The sequence below is a fragment of the Flavobacterium sp. GNP008 genome (assembly GCF_056428965.1).
This window is the reverse complement of record NZ_JBWJVL010000002.1, coordinates 328,628-347,635: the sequence shown is the minus strand read 5'-3', so window position 1 is coordinate 347,635 and position 19,008 is coordinate 328,628. Positions and strand designations below refer to the sequence as shown.

The window sequence follows — 19,008 nt, the reverse complement described above, 5'->3', positions numbered from 1 at the left end:
TTTTCAATGAATTATGAAAATAGCTAGTTTTTAAGTAAATTTGCTTCATAAAGTTATACTTTTCAATTATGATAAAAGAAAAAACCAATACTACATTGACATTTGAAGATTTCAAAATCGAAGTTCTGAATGACTATACAACAGCCATAATAAGCCGAGAATGCAGCCTGTTAGGACGTAAAGAAGTATTGACAGGAAAAGCCAAATTTGGCATTTTTGGAGATGGAAAAGAAGTACCACAACTAGCTATGGCAAAAGCTTTTCAAAATGGCGATTTCCGTTCTGGCTATTATCGTGATCAAACCTTTATGATGGCTATTGGTGAACTTACTATTCAACAATTTTTTGCCGGATTATATGGTCATACTGATATTAATCAAGATCCAATGTCAGCAGGAAGACAAATGGGTGGTCACTTTGCTACGCATAGTTTGAATGAAGATGGTTCTTGGAAAGATTTAACCAAACAAAAAAATTCAAGTGCTGATATTTCTCCAACAGCAGGACAAATGCCAAGATTATTAGGTCTGGCGCAAGCATCTAAAATATACAGACAAGTTTCAGGAATACCAAATGCATCTAATTTTTCTACTGAAGGCAATGAAATTGCTTGGGGTACTATTGGAAACGCAAGTACATCCGAAGGATTATTTTTTGAAACCATAAATGCCGCAGGTGTTTTACAAGTACCTATGGTAATGAGTGTTTGGGATGATGAATATGGAATTTCAGTACATGCAAGACACCAAACAACAAAAGAAAATATATCTGAAATATTAAAAGGCTATCAAAGAGAACACAACACGAATGGTTTTGAAATCCTTAGAGTGAAAGGTTGGGATTACGCAGACTTAATTGCCACTTATGAGAAAGCCGCGGCTATTGCCCGAGAAAATCATGTTCCTGTTTTGATTCACGTAAATGAATTGACGCAACCACAAGGACATTCCAGTTCAGGTTCTCATGAAAGATACAAAAACGCTGATCGATTGGCCTGGGAAAGAGAATTTGATTGCATTCGTCAAATGAAATTATGGATGATTGCTATTAACATTGCTTCTCCTGACGAAATCGACGCTATTGATAATCAAGCTAAAAAAGATGTTTTAGAGGGTAAAAAAGCTGCTTGGAATGCCTTTATAGAACCAATTATTGAAGAACAAAAAGAACTCGTCACTTTACTGCAAAAAATAGCAGATACAAGTAATAACAAACAAGTACTATTAAAATATATTGCTGATTTAAGTGAAATCAAATCTCCTTTGAAAAAAGAAATTCTGGTTACTGCACGTAAAGTATTGCGTTTAATTCTTAATGAAAATGGGAAACAAGAGCTTTCACAATGGATATCATCTTATACTGCTAAAACTCAAAAGAATTTTAGTAGTAACTTATTTTCAGAAACGGATTTAAATGTGTTTTCTGTTGAAAAAGTTCTGCCTATTTATGCTGAAGATGCCAAAGAAGATACTGATGGACGAATGATTCTTCGTGATAATTTTGATGCAATTTTCACCAAATATCCAGAAACATTAATTTTTGGTGAGGATGCTGGAGCTATTGGAGATGTCAATCAAGGTTTAGAAGGAATGCAGGAAAAATACGGAGAACTCCGCGTTGCAGATGTAGGAATTCGGGAAGCAACTATTTTAGGTCAAGGAATAGGAATGGCTCTAAGAGGCCTTCGTCCTATTGCCGAAATTCAATATTTAGATTATTTATTGTATGCTATCCAAATTATGAGTGATGATCTGGCTACGTTGCGATACAGAACCGTAGGCAAACAAAAAGCACCATTAATTATCCGTACTCGTGGGCATCGTTTAGAAGGGATCTGGCATTCTGGTTCTCCTATGGGAATGATCATAAATGCGATTCGAGGAATTCACGTTTTGGTTCCTAGAAATATGACCCAAGCAGCTGGTTTTTACAACAGTTTGTTAGAATGTGACGAACCTGCTTTAGTTATTGAATGTTTGAATGGCTACCGATTAAAAGAAAAAATGCCTTTGAATTACGGCGAATTCAAAACTCCGATTGGAGTTATTGAAACCCTTAAAACGGGAACAGATATTACATTGGTTTCTTATGGTTCAACTTTACGATTAGTACAACAAGCCGCTAAAGAACTACTTGAAGTAGGTATTGATTGCGAGATTATCGATTTGCAATCTTTACTCCCATTTGACATAAATAAAGATGTAGTAAAAAGTATTGCTAAAACAAATCGTCTTCTGGTAATTGATGAGGATGTTCCTGGTGGTGCTTCGGCATATATTTTACAACAAATTATTGAGCATCAAGATGGTTATAATTATTTAGACAGCAAACCACAAACGCTAACAGCAAAAGCACATAGACCTGCTTATGGTACGGACGGTGATTATTTTTCAAAACCCTCTACTGAAGATATCTTTGAGAAAGTTTACGGAATGATGAATGAAGTAAATCCATCCAAATACCCCAGTTTATACTAAAATAAAGTCATCTATAAATTAAGATCCCAATCCTAAGATTGGGATCTTTTAATTTTCATCTTTCAGATGTATTGTTTTTTATTTTGATAATAATTATTAAAATAAATAACATTTTTACAAAAGATAATTCTAAAAAAAACCTCCCAGTTTAAGTCTAACTATCGCTAATCCCGTTCCATTATAATGATTCACTTTTTCTGTTTTAAAAGCAAGCCTTCTCTTATAATTCTTGACATTAAACCAAAAAAACATTATAGTTATAGAAAAAATATTGAGCATTACCTTTTTAGTAACAATTAATTAATATGTATTTTTAATCTTTACTATTTTCGAAAGAGAAGAAGAATGTAAGGATTAATCTACTGGAAAAATGACAGATCTTTCATTATTAAACACAGTAACTTTTTTTAAAGAATCTATACTTGCATACTAAAATCAGAAACATCAGAATAATTTAATTGTAAAAAAAAATAAAAAATCAGAGATAAAATTTTTCATCAGCTTTTTTATATTAAAAATTGGGTGTAAGAATCAAAATTAAAAGTTATAATGATTGCGTAAAATTTTTATGTTGGGATTTTTTATTTAATTTTAGAAGATATTAAAATTTATACTAAATGACAGCACTAGAAACGATCTTATACGACATCCAAAACGTAAAAGTGATAGAAGCAAAAATTGATTACAACCAGTATATTCCTTTGAATTTATCTATTACAAATAAAGCTTTTAGCGGTTTAAATATCGATAATGCAATTGATTTTGAAGATTATATTGAGCATTATCTAGTTGAAAAAAATGCAAAAGTAGCTTATGGTGGTTACAATGAAATTAGAAACTTATACAAAAGAAGTCAAATATTTAACGATTCTAAAACTGAAGAGCGCAATATTCATATAGGTTTAGATTTATGGATTAAAGCAGGAACTAAAGTTTTAGCAGCAGTTGATGGTTTTGTTCATAGTTTTAATTACAATACTGGCGTGGGTGATTATGGCCCTACTATTATTCTAGAACATAAAATAGAGAATCAAAAATTTTATACTTTATATGGACATTTATCCTTGGATAGTATCAGCGACATCAAAATTGGTGATGTGTTCGAAAAAGGGCAACAATTAGCTACTTTAGGCGATGCAACCGTAAATGGCGATTATGCTCCGCATTTGCATTTTCAAATTATAAAAGAAATTTCAAATACGTTTGGTGATTATCCTGGTGTTTGTAGTGAAAATGATCTAAAATATTATTTAGAAAACTGTCCAGATCCTAATCTTTTATTAAAAATAAAATAAATCATGAATAAAATAATTCTTTTTTTTAGTATTTTTTTACTTATTGGATGTAAATCAAAAAATGTTGTAACCACACCAGAGCCTGAAGTAATTAAAACCGAAAGGCTTGGTATATCTGAAATAAGTGAGATCCAAAAGAGTAAAGCGTATGAATTAGGCAAAAGAGTTTTGATGACCTGTAATACATCTAAATTTAAACCTTTCACACTAAATGAAGCAACTCCTTCAGTAATTAAAAATACTACTGAGGAAAGATTGACAAAAACATGTACTCGATTTCGCCAATATTATGGGACTTTTATTGATCTACAATTAGTGGAAGCGTATAGAAATAATTTTGACAAAACTACTGTTTTTCGATATAAAGCTTCCTATTCAAAAAAAGTAGCCAATAAAGAACTTCGTGTTACAATGAATCAAGAAAATAAGGTGTCTTCTATAAAATCATTAGATTGGGTCAACTCTTTTCCTATGAATTAATTTTAGTCCTCTATTTTAATTATAAAAAAACGCCATTTTAAACCTAAAAAGTAAATAAACCAAATATGTCTTTCAAATTTAAATCTGTAGATAATAGTGAACTAAAAAAATCACAATCTCACATTATTGTTGAAATTATTCAATATGTACCCAATGCTGTTTTAAGTCGAACTATAATAAAAAAAACAACGGGTAATATTACTGCCTCCTCTTTTGATGCTGGAGAAGAATTAGCAGAAAGAACCTCCCCATTTGATAATTATGTACAAATAATAGATGGTTCCGCAGAAATATTTATTGGAGGAATTAAACACTCTCTTAAATTAGGTAACGGAATTATCATACCCGCCCATTCAACACACTCTTTTAATGCGAATGTACAATTCAAAATGATTTCAACAACTATAAAAAACGGATACGAGGATTAAACTATACGTTACAATTTATAAAATAGATTTTCTTAAGATATCTTGATTTGATTGAATCAGAATAACAATTTGATCTTTTAAAATTCTTCTTCTTAATTTTTAAAATTCGTTAAAATAATCTGTAAAGGAGCTTTTTTAATAGGTTTAAAAATGTATTTTCTTCAGATTAAAGTTATATATAAATCGAATAAAATTAGAGTTTCCATTTACTTCAGTACTTAAAAAAGCAGATCAAATGAAATATAATTTAATTTATTGGCTTAATCTCATAACCCATGGCACTTAATAACAGTGTATTTTATAACTTATTTGTAAAATTTTATAATGTACCTTTATTGCGAAAAGCTACATTTGTGTAAAACTATAATATAAAAATATTTGAAACTATACATAAAATACATGGTAAGCAATCGCTGTAAAATGGCGGTTAAAGAAGAATTGAAAAAGCTTAAGCTTCACTTTATGGTTGTTGATTTAGGAGAAGTTGAAATTATGGAAAATATTTCTATGGAGCAACGTCAACTTTTAAAAACGGCACTTTTAGATTCAGGGCTAGAATTGATGGACGATAAAAAATCCATGTTAATCGAAAAAATTAAGAATGTAATTATTCAAATGGTCCATCATTCAACTGAACCTATCAAAATTAATTTTTCGGATCATTTGAGTCAACAATTAAATCACGATTATACTTATTTGTCCAACTTATTTTCAGAAGTACAAGGAACTACAATTGAACAATTTATAATTTCCCACAAAACGGAACGTATAAAAGAATTAATAATTTATGGGGAATTGAATATCACTGAAATTGCATGGAAAATGAATTACAGTAGTGTTGCGCATTTATCAAGTCAGTTTAAGAAAGTAACGGGTCTCTCCCCTTCACATTTCAAAAAATTAAAAGATAAAAGACGTAATCCGATTGAAGAAATAGGCAATTCACAGCCTATAATTTAATCGATGCTTTCAAAAAAATTTAATAAAAAATAGAAATCATAAATAATCAAGTATCAAAATATGCTAGAAGTCTTATTGAGGCAAGTCTAGATCCATTAATTACGATCAATATTGCTGGAAAAATTACGGATATGAATCATGCAACTGTCAATATTACTGGTGTAGATCGCGTTGATTTAATTGCTTCTGATTTCTTCGATTATTTTACTGAACCACAAAAAGCCAAAGAAGTTTATTTAGAAGTTTTTGCCAATGGGTCAGTTACTAATTCTCCCCTTACACTTCGTCATAAAGAAGGTAGACTAACTGATCTGCTTTTTAATGGTTCTATCTATAAAGATGATCACGGAAATATATTAGGAATAGTCATTGTGGCAAGGGATACTGCAGAGCAAAAATGGGCTGTAAATTTAAAAAATGCCAATAAAGAGCTTGCTTTTCAAAACGATGAAAAAGAAAAACGAGCTAATGAATTAATTATTGCCAATAAGGAACTTGCTTTTCAAAATGATGAAAAAGAAAAAAGAGCAGCTGAACTAGTTATTGCAAATAAAGAACTTGCTTTTCAAAATGACGAAAAAGAGAAACGTGCGAATGAATTAATCATTGCTAATAAAGAGTTAATTATACAAAACTACGAAAAACAAAAACGTGAAATTGTAAATAAAGAGCTAATAGCGCTTAACTATACTACAAAACTAGCTTCTCAGTATTCCCGCAGTTTAATTGAAGCAAGTCAAGATCCTCTGGTTACCATTAATACCAAGGGGAAAATTACTGATATGAATGAGGCTTTAGTAAATATTACGGGTATGACTAGGCAGGATCTTACGGATTCTGATTTTTTTGATTATTTTACCCAGCAGCAAAAAGCCAGAGAAGTCTATCAACAGGTGTTTGAAAGAGGATTTGTTTGTGATTCACCACTCACACTCCGTCACAAAGAAGGTAAATTAACGGATGTTTTGTTTAATGGTTCTGTTTATAAAGACGATAAAGGAAATGTTCAGGGTGTTGTAATCGTTGCAAGAGATGTGACTGAACAAAAAAAAATTGCAACCGAATTGATTGAGGCAAGAGTTTTTGCAGAGTTAGCTACTGAAATCGCAGAAGAGGCCAAAAGATGCGCTGAAAGTGCTACAATAATAGCTGAAAATGCTGTAAAAGCTAAGCAACAATTTTTGTCGAATATGAGCCATGAAATTCGTACTCCAATGAATGCAATAATTGGTTTTACTAAAGTGGTTCTAAAAACAGAGTTAACTCCTAAACAAAAAGAATATTTAGATGCTATCAAAATGAGTGGAGATGCATTAATTGTCCTTATAAACGATATTTTAGATTTGGCAAAAGTAGATTCTGGTAAGATGTCTTTTGAAAAAACTCCTTTCAAAATGAAATCGTCTATATCCGCAATGCTTCATTTATTTGAAACTAAAATTCAAGAGAAAAATTTAGAATTAATCAAAGAATATGACACTAAAATACCCGATCTACTTGTAGGTGATCCAGTTCGTTTGCATCAAATCATTTTAAATTTAGTCAGTAATGCCGTTAAATTTACATTAAAAGGAAAAATAACTGTTAGCGTTCATTTAGTACATGAAGATGAAGACAAAGTAATTATTGAATTTGCCGTAACTGATACTGGAATTGGAATACCTGAAGAAAAATTAGGAAAAATATTTGAAAATTTCCAACAGGCATCTAGCGGAACTTCAAGATTGTATGGTGGAACAGGACTCGGACTTGCCATAGTAAAACAATTAATAGAGCCTCAGGGCGGCACAATTCGTGTAAAAAGTACAATAGGTATCGGTTCTACTTTCAGTTTTGCATTAAGTTTTCAAAAAACAAATTCTGATGCAGAATTTGAAAATGAACTTGTCGAATTGGATACTGAAATAAAAAATATAAAAGTGCTGGTAGTAGAAGATATTCCTTTGAATCAATTGCTTATGAAAACACTTTTAGATGAATTTGGATTTGATCGTGATATCGCCGAGAATGGTAAAGTAGCGATTGAAAAATTAAAAGAAAAAGAATATGATATAATTCTAATGGATTTACAAATGCCAGAGATGAATGGGTTTGAAGCTACAGAATACATAAGAAAAACAATGAACTCAAAAATACCCATAATTGCTTTAACTGCCGATGTAACTACGGCAGATTTAACAAAATGTAAGGCTGTGGGAATGAATGACTATCTTGCAAAACCTGTTGATGAAAAACTTTTATACAGTAAAATTGTAGGGATTTTAAAAAAACCAAAACTCGCAGAACGTAGTGCCAAACTCAATGATAACTTTGAGGAAAAAGACAATAGTACTAAAAAAATAAAATGTATTGACTTGGTGTATTTAAACCAAAGAACAAAATCAAATCCAGCATTAATGATGGAGATGATATCACTTTATTTAGTGCAAACGCCCCCTTTAATTATTTCTCTTAAACAAAGTTTAGCTGAAAAAAATTGGTCATTATTAGGCGCAGCTGCACACAAAATGATTCCTTCATTTGCCATAATGGGTATAAGTACCGATTTTGAAAATATGGCAAAAAGAATCCAAAATTTTGCAACTGGTCAAGAAAAAACAGAAGGGATATCTGAACTTGTATTTGAATTAGAAAAAATTTGTTTACAAGCCTGTACTGAATTAGAAGAAGAATTTAACATAATTAAAAATACCATATAATGAACAACGACAATAAAATAAAAATATTTCTGGTAGATGATGATGCCTTATTTCTAAAATCATTGGAAATTGAATTTTTAGACAATGCTGATTTCATAGTTGAAACCTATCCTACTGGTGAACTGTGTATTGCAAATTTATCCCATAATCCGGATGTAGTAATATTAGACTATCAACTTGATGGCATTGTAGAAAATGCGATGAACGGTCTTGAAACTTTGGATAAAGTAAAAGCTTTTAATTCCGAAATTCCAGTGGTGATGCTATCATCTCAAGATAAAATTGAAGTAGCCATAAACTGCATGCATCACAAGGCGTTTGATTATGTAGTAAAAAGTGAAACTGCTTTTGTTCGTTTGCAAAAAATAATTACTGCTATTTTTAAGTACCAAAAAATGGAAAAGGAATTAAATTGGTACATGGATCGCATGTAATCTATATTTTATTTAATTAATTCCCCTGATATGGTCAAAATTAAGACCAAAATTATCAAAGAAATGCGGTACAAAGACACATCAGATTTAGAAATTTCATTATTATTAGAAGCTATTTATCGGAAATACGGTTATGATTTCAGAGAATATTCTCAAGCCCATATCAGGCGCAGGATTATGCATAGAATGGCAGTATCGGGTTTTGAAGATGTTTCTCAAATGCAATCTAAGGTTTTGAATGATGGAACATTTGCATCAGAACTCTTACAAGATCTATCAATAACAGTGACTGAAATGTTTCGTGACCCTGTTTTTTATAAGTCATTGCGGGAAAATGTTATTCCTATTTTGAAGACATATCCATTTATAAAAATATGGCATGCGGGTTGCGCTACAGGTGAAGAAGCGTATTCTGTAGCTATTATTTTACAAGAAGAAGGTTTGTATGACCGAACAACGATTTATGCAACTGATTTTAACCAGATGGCTTTAAACCGTGCAAAAGAAGGAATTTTTTCAAACAAAATGATAAAAGAGTACACTTCTAATTATCAATTAGCAGGAGGAAAAGAATCCTTTTCGAATTATTATACTTCTAATTATGATAATGTGATTATGAATCAATCGTTGAAAAAAAATATAGTTTGGGCTAATCATAATTTAGTTACTGATAGTGTTTTTGCAGAAGTACACTTGATATTATGTAGAAATGTACTGATCTATTTTGATAAAAATTTACAAAATAAAGTTCAGACTCTTTTTTATAACAGCCTAATAAATGGTGGTATTTTATGCTTAGGTTCTAAGGAAAGTTTACGTTTTTGTGATTTGTATGAACAATATATAGAGTTAGACAGCAAACAACGAATATTCAAAAAGAAATATTGAAAATGCATTACGAAGCAATTGTAATAGGAGTTTCCGCAGGAGGCATGAGTGCTTTAAAAATTATATCCTCAGCCTTACCGATCTATTTTACTATCCCAATTATTATTGTACAGCATTTGAGTGCTCATTCTGATAGTCATTGGATAAAACTATTGAATGAAAAAAGTCACCTGAATATAAAAGAAGCAGATGAAAAAGAGAAAATTGAAAAAGGCTACATTTATATTGCCCCTCCTAATTATCATTTGCTGATTGAAAAGAATAAAACATTTTCTCTTACTATAGATGAACGCGTAAATTTTGCAAGACCATCAATCGATGTATTATTTGAAACGGCTGCTGAAGCTTATAAAAATAAATTAATAGGAATTGTGCTTACAGGATCCAATAGTGACGGTACCCAAGGAATTAAAAAAATAAAGGAATCTGGAGGTCTAGCAATTATTCAAGATCCAAAAACGGCAGACTCTGATTACATGCCTAGGTCAGCAATTGCTGCTATTGAACCTGATTATATTTTATCGCTGGAGGATATAATCGAGATATTAATAAAAATTGATCTAGAAAAAGGATAATCAGCATAAATTTCACAAATAACAACATGAAAATAACTCTAGGAAGAAAAATAGTAATAGGATTTATAGCGTGTGCTTTAGTACTCTTAGGAGTTGCTGTTTTCTCTTTTAAAAATAGTGAGAAATTTGTCGCTTCAAATACTTTGGTAAATATTTCAAATCAGGTATTGTATGAATTTGAACAAATACTCCAGTTTTCCGTTGATGCTGAAACGGGCGTACGAGGTTATGTTATTACAGGAAATGATGATTTTTTGAAACATTTCAAAACTGCCAATAGAAAAGCAATTGATAAACTTGAAAAAATAAAGGAATTAACAAAAGAAAATCCCAATCAGCAAAACAATATTGAGGAACTTGCGAAAGAACTTAAAATGCGTTTTGAAAATTTAAACACTTGCATTAGCCTTCGTAAAAAAGATTTTGAAGAAGCAAGAATGTTTATTGCTTCAGGAGAGGGCAAACAAATACAAGATGAAATAAGAAAAATAATTGATAAAGCACAGGAATTAGAACGGACATTACTCGTTCAAAGAATACAGGACAGTGCTGATGATGCCAGTAAATTTAATATTGTTTTTGGTGTTTTATTGTTAGTCATCGTTCTTATCCTAATTGTTGTATATTCTATAGTTGTTACAAATCTAAGAGCGCTAAAAAATTCTGAATTAGAAACGGCAAGTAAAAACTGGTTACTTACAGGTAACTCAGAACTTAATAAAAAATTAATTGGAGACCAAAGTATAGCACAATTGGCCAATAGTACTATCAGTTTTTTATGTACCTATCTGAAGGCAAATATAGGGGCCGTTTACCTATTTAATGAAAAAGAGAAGATCTTAATACTTAGTGGAAAATTTGCTTTCTCGTCAGTAAAGGATAGTAAAGAAAATTTTAAATTAAATGAGGGATTGATTGGTCAAGCCGCTTGGGAACAAAAACAGATTTCTTTAACTGATATATCTGAAAATCAAATCCGTATTACTTCATCTGTTCTGGATGCAAAACCAAAAAATTTGCTCATCACTCCTTTTTTACTTGAAGGTAAAACAATAGGGGTAATTGAAATAGGAAAGCTTACTGATTTTAATGAAACCGAAAAAGAATTTATCAATGTTTCTATGAACAGTATTGCTATTAGCGTTAATACGGTTCAACAAGCGGAAGAAAAAGAAAAAAGAGCTGCAGAATTAGTCATTGCCAATAAAGAACTCGCCTATCAAAATGATGAGAAAGAAAAACGGGCAGCAGAGTTAGGAATTGCCAATAAAGAACTTGCCTACCAAAATGATGAAAAAGAAAAAAGGGCAGCAGAATTAGGAATTGCTAACAAAGAATTAGCGTATCAAAATGACGAAAAAGAGAAAAGAGCTGCAGAATTAGGAATTGCAAACAAAGAACTGGCCTATCAAAATGATGAAAAAGAAAAAAGAGCAGCAGAATTAGGAATTGCCAATAAAGAACTGGCGTATCAAAATGACGAAAAAGAAAAAAGAGCAGCAGAATTAGGAATTGCCAACAAAGAACTTGCGTATCAAAATGACGAAAAAGAGAAGCGGGCTGTAGAATTAAGTTTTGCCAACAAAGAGCTGTCCAATCAAGCAGAAGAACTTCAAATACAACAGGAAGAACTTAGACAGCTCAATGAAGAATTAGAACAACAAGCGCAAAATCTTAAACAACAGCAAGAAGAACTGCAAATGACGAATGAGGAATTGGAAGAGCAGACCCAATCATTAGAGGAGAAAAATAAAGAAGTTGAAGCTTCAAAAAATGATATTGAACGAAAAACAAAACAACTGGAAATAAGTAGTAAGTATAAATCAGAATTTCTTGCAAATATGTCTCATGAATTAAGAACTCCACTTAATAGTTTGCTTATTTTATCCAAAGATTTATCAGAAAACAGGAAAAAAAATCTAGATGATATTCAGGTTGAAAGTGCTGAAATAATTTATAAAAGTGGCCATGATCTGCTTGTGTTAATTAATGAAGTACTAGACCTTTCTAAGATTGAAGCAGGAAAAATGGCTATCAATATTGAAAAAGTATCACTTAAAAATTTCACAGCTAACCTCCTACGCGATTTTAAACATCAAGCGGAACAAAAAGGATTAAATATAACTTATCTTTTGTCATCAGCTTTACCAGAATTTATTCAAACTGATTCACAACGTTTGAACCAAATCTTAAAAAACCTTATATCCAATGCTATAAAATTTACAGAAAAAGGAAGTGTAACTATACGTATTGACCCAAATACTGATACTACTTTGAATATTTCTGTTACTGATACAGGTATTGGAATTTCAAAAGACAAACAAACGGCTATATTTGAAGCTTTTCAGCAGGCAGAGGGTGGTACTTCCAGAAAATATGGAGGTACGGGACTAGGCCTTTCTATTTCTAGAGAACTTGCAAAATTACTGGAAGGAGAAATAAAAGTAAACAGTAATTTAGATAAAGGTTCTACTTTCTCGCTCATTATTCCAATAGAAATACATCCAACACAAGACGCTGTTAGTGAAATTCCGTTAAAACCTATTTCGTATGCACCACGCTCTGAAAATGAGAGTGATTATCTAAATTATCCAACTATAAAAGACGATAGAGATACAATAAAGGCCGAAGATAAAATAGTGCTCATCATTGAAGATGATCAAAATTTTGCAATGATTCTTTTAAAACAAGCCAATATAAAAGGATTCAAATGTTTGTCAGCTGCTTCTGGAGAAGATGGTTTATTGCTTGCTTCAAAATACAAACCACAAGCAATCATTCTCGACATGGGTTTACCAGGAATTAAAGGGAAACAAGTATTGCATGAATTAAAAGTAAACCCTTCAGTAAGGCATATACCAGTACATATTATCTCGGCAAACGATCGCTCACTAGAACCAATTAGAGAAGGTGCAGTGGAATATTTGATGAAACCAATATCTAAAGATGGACTTGAAGAAGCTTTTAATAGAATTGAAAATTTTGTCAATAGGAAAATAAAAAACCTTTTGATAATTGAAGACAGTGAGAATTCTAGAAAAGCAATGAAAGTACTCATTGGTAATGGTGATGTAAAATGCTATGAAGCAGCTACGGGAAAAGAAGCATTAGACTTATTTGAGCAAAATCATATCGATTGTATTATATTGGATCTTGGATTGCCTGATATGACCGGTTTTGAACTTATTCATAAACTGGAGGATATTAGAGGCCATTACCTACCTCCTATTATTGTTTATACGGGAAAAGAACTTACAAAAGAGGAAAATAATCTGCTTCACAAATATGCGGAGAGCATAATTATAAAAGGTATAAAATCCGAAGAACGATTGCTAGATGAAACTGCCCTTTTTCTTCACCGAACAATAAGCAATTTACCAAAATCAAAACAAATGATTATTAATAACTTGCATGACAAAGAAGCCATATTTCATTCCAAAAAAATATTATTAGTAGATGATGACATGAGAAATGTGTTTGCATTATCTAAAATATTACAAGAACGAGGAATGGACGTCATAAAATCAGAAAACGGAAAAAATGCATTAAATATGCTGGATTTACATAGTGATATAGATCTGGTATTAATGGATATTATGATGCCGGAAATGGATGGCTACGAAGCAATGATACGGATAAGATCTCAGATTAAATTTAGAAACTTACCTATAATTGCCCTTACTGCAAAAGCAATGAAAGACGACAAACAAAAATGTATTGATGCTGGTGCAAATGATTACATCACTAAACCTATTGATGTTGAACGCCTGCTATCATTGATGCGCGTGTGGTTAAGTAAGTAAGTATTTAAACAATATAATAAAGGTGGACATACCATCTTTATGATTAAATTAAATTTCTTGTTGGTATTTAATATTCGATAATGGATACTCAACATTCAAACTTTTATTTTAGAATTAAAAATGAAAATAAATAGCCCCGTTAAAATTTTATTGGTTGATGATCTACCTGAAAACTTGTTTGCCTTAGAAGTAATACTTTCCAACGAAAATTATTTATGTGTAAAAGCAAATTCTGGTAATGAAGCCTTAAAAATTCTTCTGCACCAACAAGATTTTGCCATCATATTAATTGACGTTCAAATGCCAATGATGGATGGATTTGAAACCGTAGAATTAATTCGCCAAATTGAAAAACTCAAACATGTTCCAATCATTTTTTTAACGGCGAGCATGGATAATTCGCTCCAAATTTTCAAAGGATATCAAGCAGGTGCCGTAGATTATATGATAAAACCGCTATCACCTGAAATATTAAAAGCAAAAGTGGCAGTTTTTGTGGATTTACATACAAAAAATCAAGAATTATTAGTTCAAGCAGAACAACTGAAAAAACTCAATACCGATCTTACAGCCCAAAAATTACTTTCTGAATATTCTCTTAGTCTTATTGAAGCAAGTCATGATCCATTATTTGCCATTAGCCCTGAAGGGAAAATAACCGATATGAATAATGCATCTGTAAAAGTAACGGGTATAGCACGTAAAAAATTAATAGGAACCAATTTTTTTGATTATTTTACTGAACCACACAAAGCAAGTCAAGTATACCAAAAAGTGTTTGAAAAAGGATTTGTTGCTGATTCTCCACTAATCCTTCGGCATAAAAAAGGCAAATTAGTTCATGTCCTATTTAATGGATCAGTGTACAAAGATGATAAAGGAAATGTTCTGGGAGTAGCAATTGTAGCAAGAGATGTAACCGATCAAAAAAGAATTGAAACTGAATTAATAGAAGCTAAAGTTTTTGCAGAATTAGCAACTGAAATTGCCGAGGAAGAAAAAATAAATGCTGAAAACGCAACTACTATTGCTGAAAATGCCGTTAAAGCAAAACAGCAATTCTTGTCGAATATGAGTCATGAAATTCGTACACCGATGAATGCTATAATCGGTTTTACAAAAGTAGTCTTAAGAACCGATTTAACTCCAAAACAAAAAGAATATTTAAATGCCATAAAATTAAGTGGTGATTCATTAATTGTTCTTATCAATGATATTCTAGATTTAGCAAAAGTAGATTCAGGTAAGATGACTTTTGAGAAAACACCTTTCAAAATAAAATCGTCCGTATCCGCTATGCTTCATTTATTTGAAACGAAAATTCAAGAAAAAAATTTAAAATTAGTAAAGGAATACGACAGTAAGATTCCTGATGTACTTATAGGTGATCCGGTTCGTTTGCATCAAATCATTTTAAATTTAGTCAGTAATGCTGTCAAATTTACATTCAAAGGAAAAATTACTGTAAGTGTTACTTTAGTACATGAAGATAGAGATAAAGTAATTATTGAATTTGCCATCTCAGATACTGGAATTGGAATACCAGAAGAAAAAATAAAAACAATATTTGAAAATTTTCAACAGGCAACTAGTGAAACTTCAAGATTATATGGCGGAACAGGACTAGGTCTTGCCATTGCAAAACAATTAATAGAACCACAGGGTGGAACGATACGTGTATGCAGCACTATTAATAAGGGTTCCATATTTAGTTTTACATTACCTTTTAAAAAAACAAATGCCAATGCGGAATTTGAAAATGAGATTATTGAATTGGATACTGAAATAAAAAATGTGAAAGTTCTAGTAGTTGAAGATATTCCTTTGAATCAATTACTTATGAAGACTCTTTTAGATGATTTTGGATTTGATCGGGATATTGCCGAGAATGGTAAAGTAGCGATTGAAAAATTAAAAGAGAAAGAATATGATATTATTCTGATGGACTTGCAAATGCCCGAAATGAATGGTTTTGAAGCTACGGAATACATTAGGAATACAATGAATTTAAAAATTCCTATTATTGCTTTAACAGCTGATGTGACTACGGCAGATTTCGCCAAATGTAAAACACTGGGAATGAATGATTATTTGGCAAAACCTGTCGATGAAAGACTTCTTTACAGTAAAATTATAAGTGTATTGAAAAAAACAAAACCTACAAAACTTTATGAAAATCTTGAAAAAAAAGAAACGAGTACTACTCGAATAAAATGTATTGACTTACTGTATTTAAACCAAAGGACTAAATCAAATCCTACTTTAATGATGGAAATGATATCGCTTTATTTAGTACAAATCCCTCCTTTAATTGATACTATTAAACAAAGTTTGTCCGAAAAAAATTGGTCCTTATTGGGAGCTGCTGCACACAAAATCATTCCTTCATTTGCTATAATGGGTATGAGTACAAAATTTGAAAATATGGCTAAAAAAATTCAGGAATTTGCAATTGGACAAGAAAAAACAAACGAAATCTTTGAATTAGTAGTCGAGTTAGAAAAAATCTGTTTACAAGCCTGCACGGAATTACAAATAGAATATAATACATTAAAAAACAGTTTATTGTAAATATATTTTAAAAGAAAAGATAGTGATTGTACTGATAAAATACTATAATTGAGTGTTTTAGATCCAGGATATGATAATGCAACTTAATTTTAACTTATTAAAATATCTTAAAATATATAAAGTAGTAAGATTATGAAGTAGATTAAATCGTAATATTAAAAGAACATAACTCTCTAATTATATTTATTTAATCGTCAAAAACATATTAAACAAGGCGTTTGTTGTATAAATTCCTTTGAAAACTTCGGCTTTTAATATTATTTAGATTGTAATTTAAGATATATCTGTATTTTTTATCACAATTATGTGATAATACCTCCTATAATTTCAGCTTGAGTTTAATAAAGCAATAAGTAAACATGACTCTAGCGATAGCGAAGAGGTGAAGCAAATTACGCTCAGATTTTTAAAATCGTAATTAAAAATCGAAATGTAGGAGAATATTTGATTTTTATTTTGAGAGAAGTTTTTACATAATATTTTACCATAAATTTTGTAAATGTTCTTGATTCCTATGAATAAACAATTCCAAATATAGTCCTTAATAAAATTGCTTGAGTATTACGATAACAAAAATTTTGTTCATTTTTTATATTAACCAGAGCATTCCGTTCAAAGCGGCGAAGCAATTAATTTAAGTGAGCCAAACTATTTCCAAAAGTACAAAAAACTAGAAATCTTTGAATACATTATAATTTACTAGAATAGATAAAGTAGATTTTCTGCTTTCACTTTGAATTATGAAACTATTGAAGATTTTAACTATCAAATTAAATACAAAATGAAGCTTAATTATGCCTGCTGCTTTTATTAACCTTTCCAAGGTATGCAAAGCCAACTAGGAGGCTTTTTCATGAAATACTTCCAATGTATCAAGAATGGAATTTACAAGCTAAAATCGACTTAAAAGGATTGTATTCTATTGTAAACAAGTTTTGATAGTATATATAATGAATGTGGGCTAAGACTAAAAACAAAAAACCCTAACTTACTGATTAACAGTGTTTAGGGTTTTAATTTCGCGGAGAAAGAGGGATTCGAACCCCCGGACCTGTAACAGTCAACAGTTTTCAAGACTGCCGCATTCGACCGCTCTGCCATTTCTCCAATATGTCGCTTTCATTATCTGATTGCGAGTGCAAATATAAGAACCTTTTTTGGTTATTCAAATCTATTTTTATAAAAAAAGCATCTATTTTTAGCGTTGCTCTTTAAAGGTTTCATTTTCTTTACTTTAGATATAAAGTATTTTAAAAAATAAATTTAATACTTTACATATTCTGTTATTTCTAACCCGTATCCAATCATTCCTACTCGTTTTGTACCCTCAGTATTGGATACTAATCTTATTTTTGAGATATCAATATCATGCAATATCTGAGCACCAATACCAAAATCTTTGCTGTCAATGATAATTTTTGGAGCCTTCATTACACCTTCACTTTGTAACAATTTGAGTTCAGCTATACGATTCAGTAAATTAACCGATTGCATGTCCTGATTAATAAAAATAACAGCACCTCTGCCTTCTTCATTAATCACTTGGAACATATCATCAAGTTGCTGGTCGGCATTGTTTGTCAAAGTACCTAATAAATCATTATTGACCTGTGATGAATTGATTCGGGTTAAAATAGATTCCCCCAAATTCCATGTTCCCTTAGTCAAAGCAATGTGTATTTGCTTATTGGTTGTTTGTTGGTACGCTCGGAGTCTAAAAGTGCCAAAACGGGTCTCAATATCAGAATCTTCTTTTTTAACAATTAAACTGTCGTGTTGCATTCTATACGCAACTAAAGCTTCTATGGAAACTAGTTTTAAATTAAATTTTTTTGCTACTTCTACTAATTGAGGAAGACGTGCCATTGATCCATCTTCATTCATTATTTCAACGATTACCCCTGCTGATTTAAACCCAGCTAAACGAGCAAAATCAATTGCTGCCTCAGTATGTCCAGTCCTTCTTAAAACTCCTCCTTGTTTAGCAATTAAAGGAAAGATATGCCCTGGTCTGGCTAAATCGTGCGGTTTTGTTTCTGAACTTACCAGTGCTAAAACCGTTTTTGCTCTATCTGCTGCAGATATTCCTGTTGTTACTCCATTACCTCTTAAATCTACCGAAACAGTAAAAGCAGTCTCCATTGGATCTGTATTATTAGTCACCATTACGTGCAATCCTAATTCTTTACATCTACTCTCTGTAAGTGGAGCACAAATTAATCCTCTACCATGTGTGGCCATGAAATTAATCATCTCAGGAGTCACTTTCTCAGCAGCGGCTAAAAAATCCCCTTCATTTTCTCGATCTTCATCATCAACAACAATAATAATTTTTCCTTGGCGTATATCTTCTATTGCTTCTTCAATTGTGTTGAGTTGTATTTTATTTAAGTCCATT

Annotated in this window: 12 protein-coding genes and 1 tRNA gene; 11 read left to right on the top strand and 2 right to left on the bottom strand. The window is 31.2% G+C overall.

What is annotated here, in order from left to right; translation table 11 throughout:
* Nucleotides 1–68: 68 nt before the first annotated feature.
* The 11 genes from AC0608_RS07860 (at nt 69) to AC0608_RS07810 (ending at nt 16,610) form a co-directional block, all read left to right on the top strand.
* Complete coding sequence (locus tag AC0608_RS07860) at nt 69–2,477, top strand: alpha-ketoacid dehydrogenase subunit alpha/beta (protein ID WP_478288683.1); 2,409 nt, start codon at nt 69–71, stop codon at nt 2,475–2,477.
* Nucleotides 2,478–3,094: 617 nt separating this feature from the next.
* On the top strand, nt 3,095–3,772 hold the full coding sequence (locus tag AC0608_RS07855; protein ID WP_478288682.1) for a peptidoglycan DD-metalloendopeptidase family protein: 678 nt from the start codon (nt 3,095–3,097) through the stop codon (nt 3,770–3,772).
* Between the two features lie 3 nt (nt 3,773–3,775).
* Nucleotides 3,776–4,252, top strand: coding sequence for a hypothetical protein (locus AC0608_RS07850; protein ID WP_478288681.1), 477 nt, complete (start codon nt 3,776–3,778; stop codon nt 4,250–4,252).
* A gap of 65 nt (nt 4,253–4,317) precedes the next feature.
* Nucleotides 4,318–4,680 carry a cupin domain-containing protein gene (locus tag AC0608_RS07845; RefSeq protein ID WP_417959984.1) on the top strand — a complete coding sequence of 121 codons (363 nt, stop codon included), beginning with the start codon at nt 4,318–4,320 and terminating at the stop codon, nt 4,678–4,680.
* 399 nt (nt 4,681–5,079) lie between these two features.
* The gene (locus AC0608_RS07840) at nt 5,080–5,640 is read left to right on the top strand and encodes a helix-turn-helix domain-containing protein (RefSeq protein WP_417990216.1); all 561 of its coding nucleotides are present in this window, start codon (nt 5,080–5,082) and stop codon (nt 5,638–5,640) included.
* Between the two features lie 29 nt (nt 5,641–5,669).
* The gene (locus AC0608_RS07835) at nt 5,670–8,339 is read left to right on the top strand and encodes an ATP-binding protein (RefSeq protein WP_478288886.1); all 2,670 of its coding nucleotides are present in this window, start codon (nt 5,670–5,672) and stop codon (nt 8,337–8,339) included.
* Nucleotides 8,339–8,773, top strand: coding sequence for a response regulator (locus tag AC0608_RS07830; protein ID WP_417959983.1), 435 nt, complete (start codon nt 8,339–8,341; stop codon nt 8,771–8,773). The genes AC0608_RS07835 and AC0608_RS07830 overlap by 1 nt, the downstream gene beginning before the upstream one ends.
* Before the next feature lie 30 nt (nt 8,774–8,803).
* Nucleotides 8,804–9,661, top strand: coding sequence for a CheR family methyltransferase (locus tag AC0608_RS07825; RefSeq protein ID WP_478288680.1), 858 nt, complete (start codon nt 8,804–8,806; stop codon nt 9,659–9,661).
* 2 nt (nt 9,662–9,663) lie between these two features.
* On the top strand, nt 9,664–10,236 hold the full coding sequence (locus AC0608_RS07820; RefSeq protein WP_478288679.1) for a chemotaxis protein CheB: 573 nt from the start codon (nt 9,664–9,666) through the stop codon (nt 10,234–10,236).
* A 26-nt stretch (nt 10,237–10,262) separates the two neighbouring features.
* Nucleotides 10,263–14,039 carry a response regulator gene (locus AC0608_RS07815; RefSeq protein ID WP_478288678.1) on the top strand — a complete coding sequence of 1,259 codons (3,777 nt, stop codon included), beginning with the start codon at nt 10,263–10,265 and terminating at the stop codon, nt 14,037–14,039.
* 120 nt (nt 14,040–14,159) lie between these two features.
* Nucleotides 14,160–16,610 carry a response regulator gene (locus AC0608_RS07810; protein WP_478288677.1) on the top strand — a complete coding sequence of 817 codons (2,451 nt, stop codon included), beginning with the start codon at nt 14,160–14,162 and terminating at the stop codon, nt 16,608–16,610.
* Between the two features lie 1,022 nt (nt 16,611–17,632).
* On the opposite strand, the gene AC0608_RS07805 is transcribed toward AC0608_RS07810, so the two are convergent.
* Nucleotides 17,633–17,717, bottom strand: a tRNA-Ser gene (locus AC0608_RS07805).
* Nucleotides 17,718–17,873: 156 nt separating this feature from the next.
* Nucleotides 17,874–19,007, bottom strand: a complete 1,134-nt coding sequence (gene ribB, locus AC0608_RS07800; RefSeq protein ID WP_417959974.1) for a 3,4-dihydroxy-2-butanone-4-phosphate synthase — start codon at nt 19,005–19,007, stop codon at nt 17,874–17,876.
* Between the last annotated feature and the right edge of the window lies 1 nt (nt 19,008).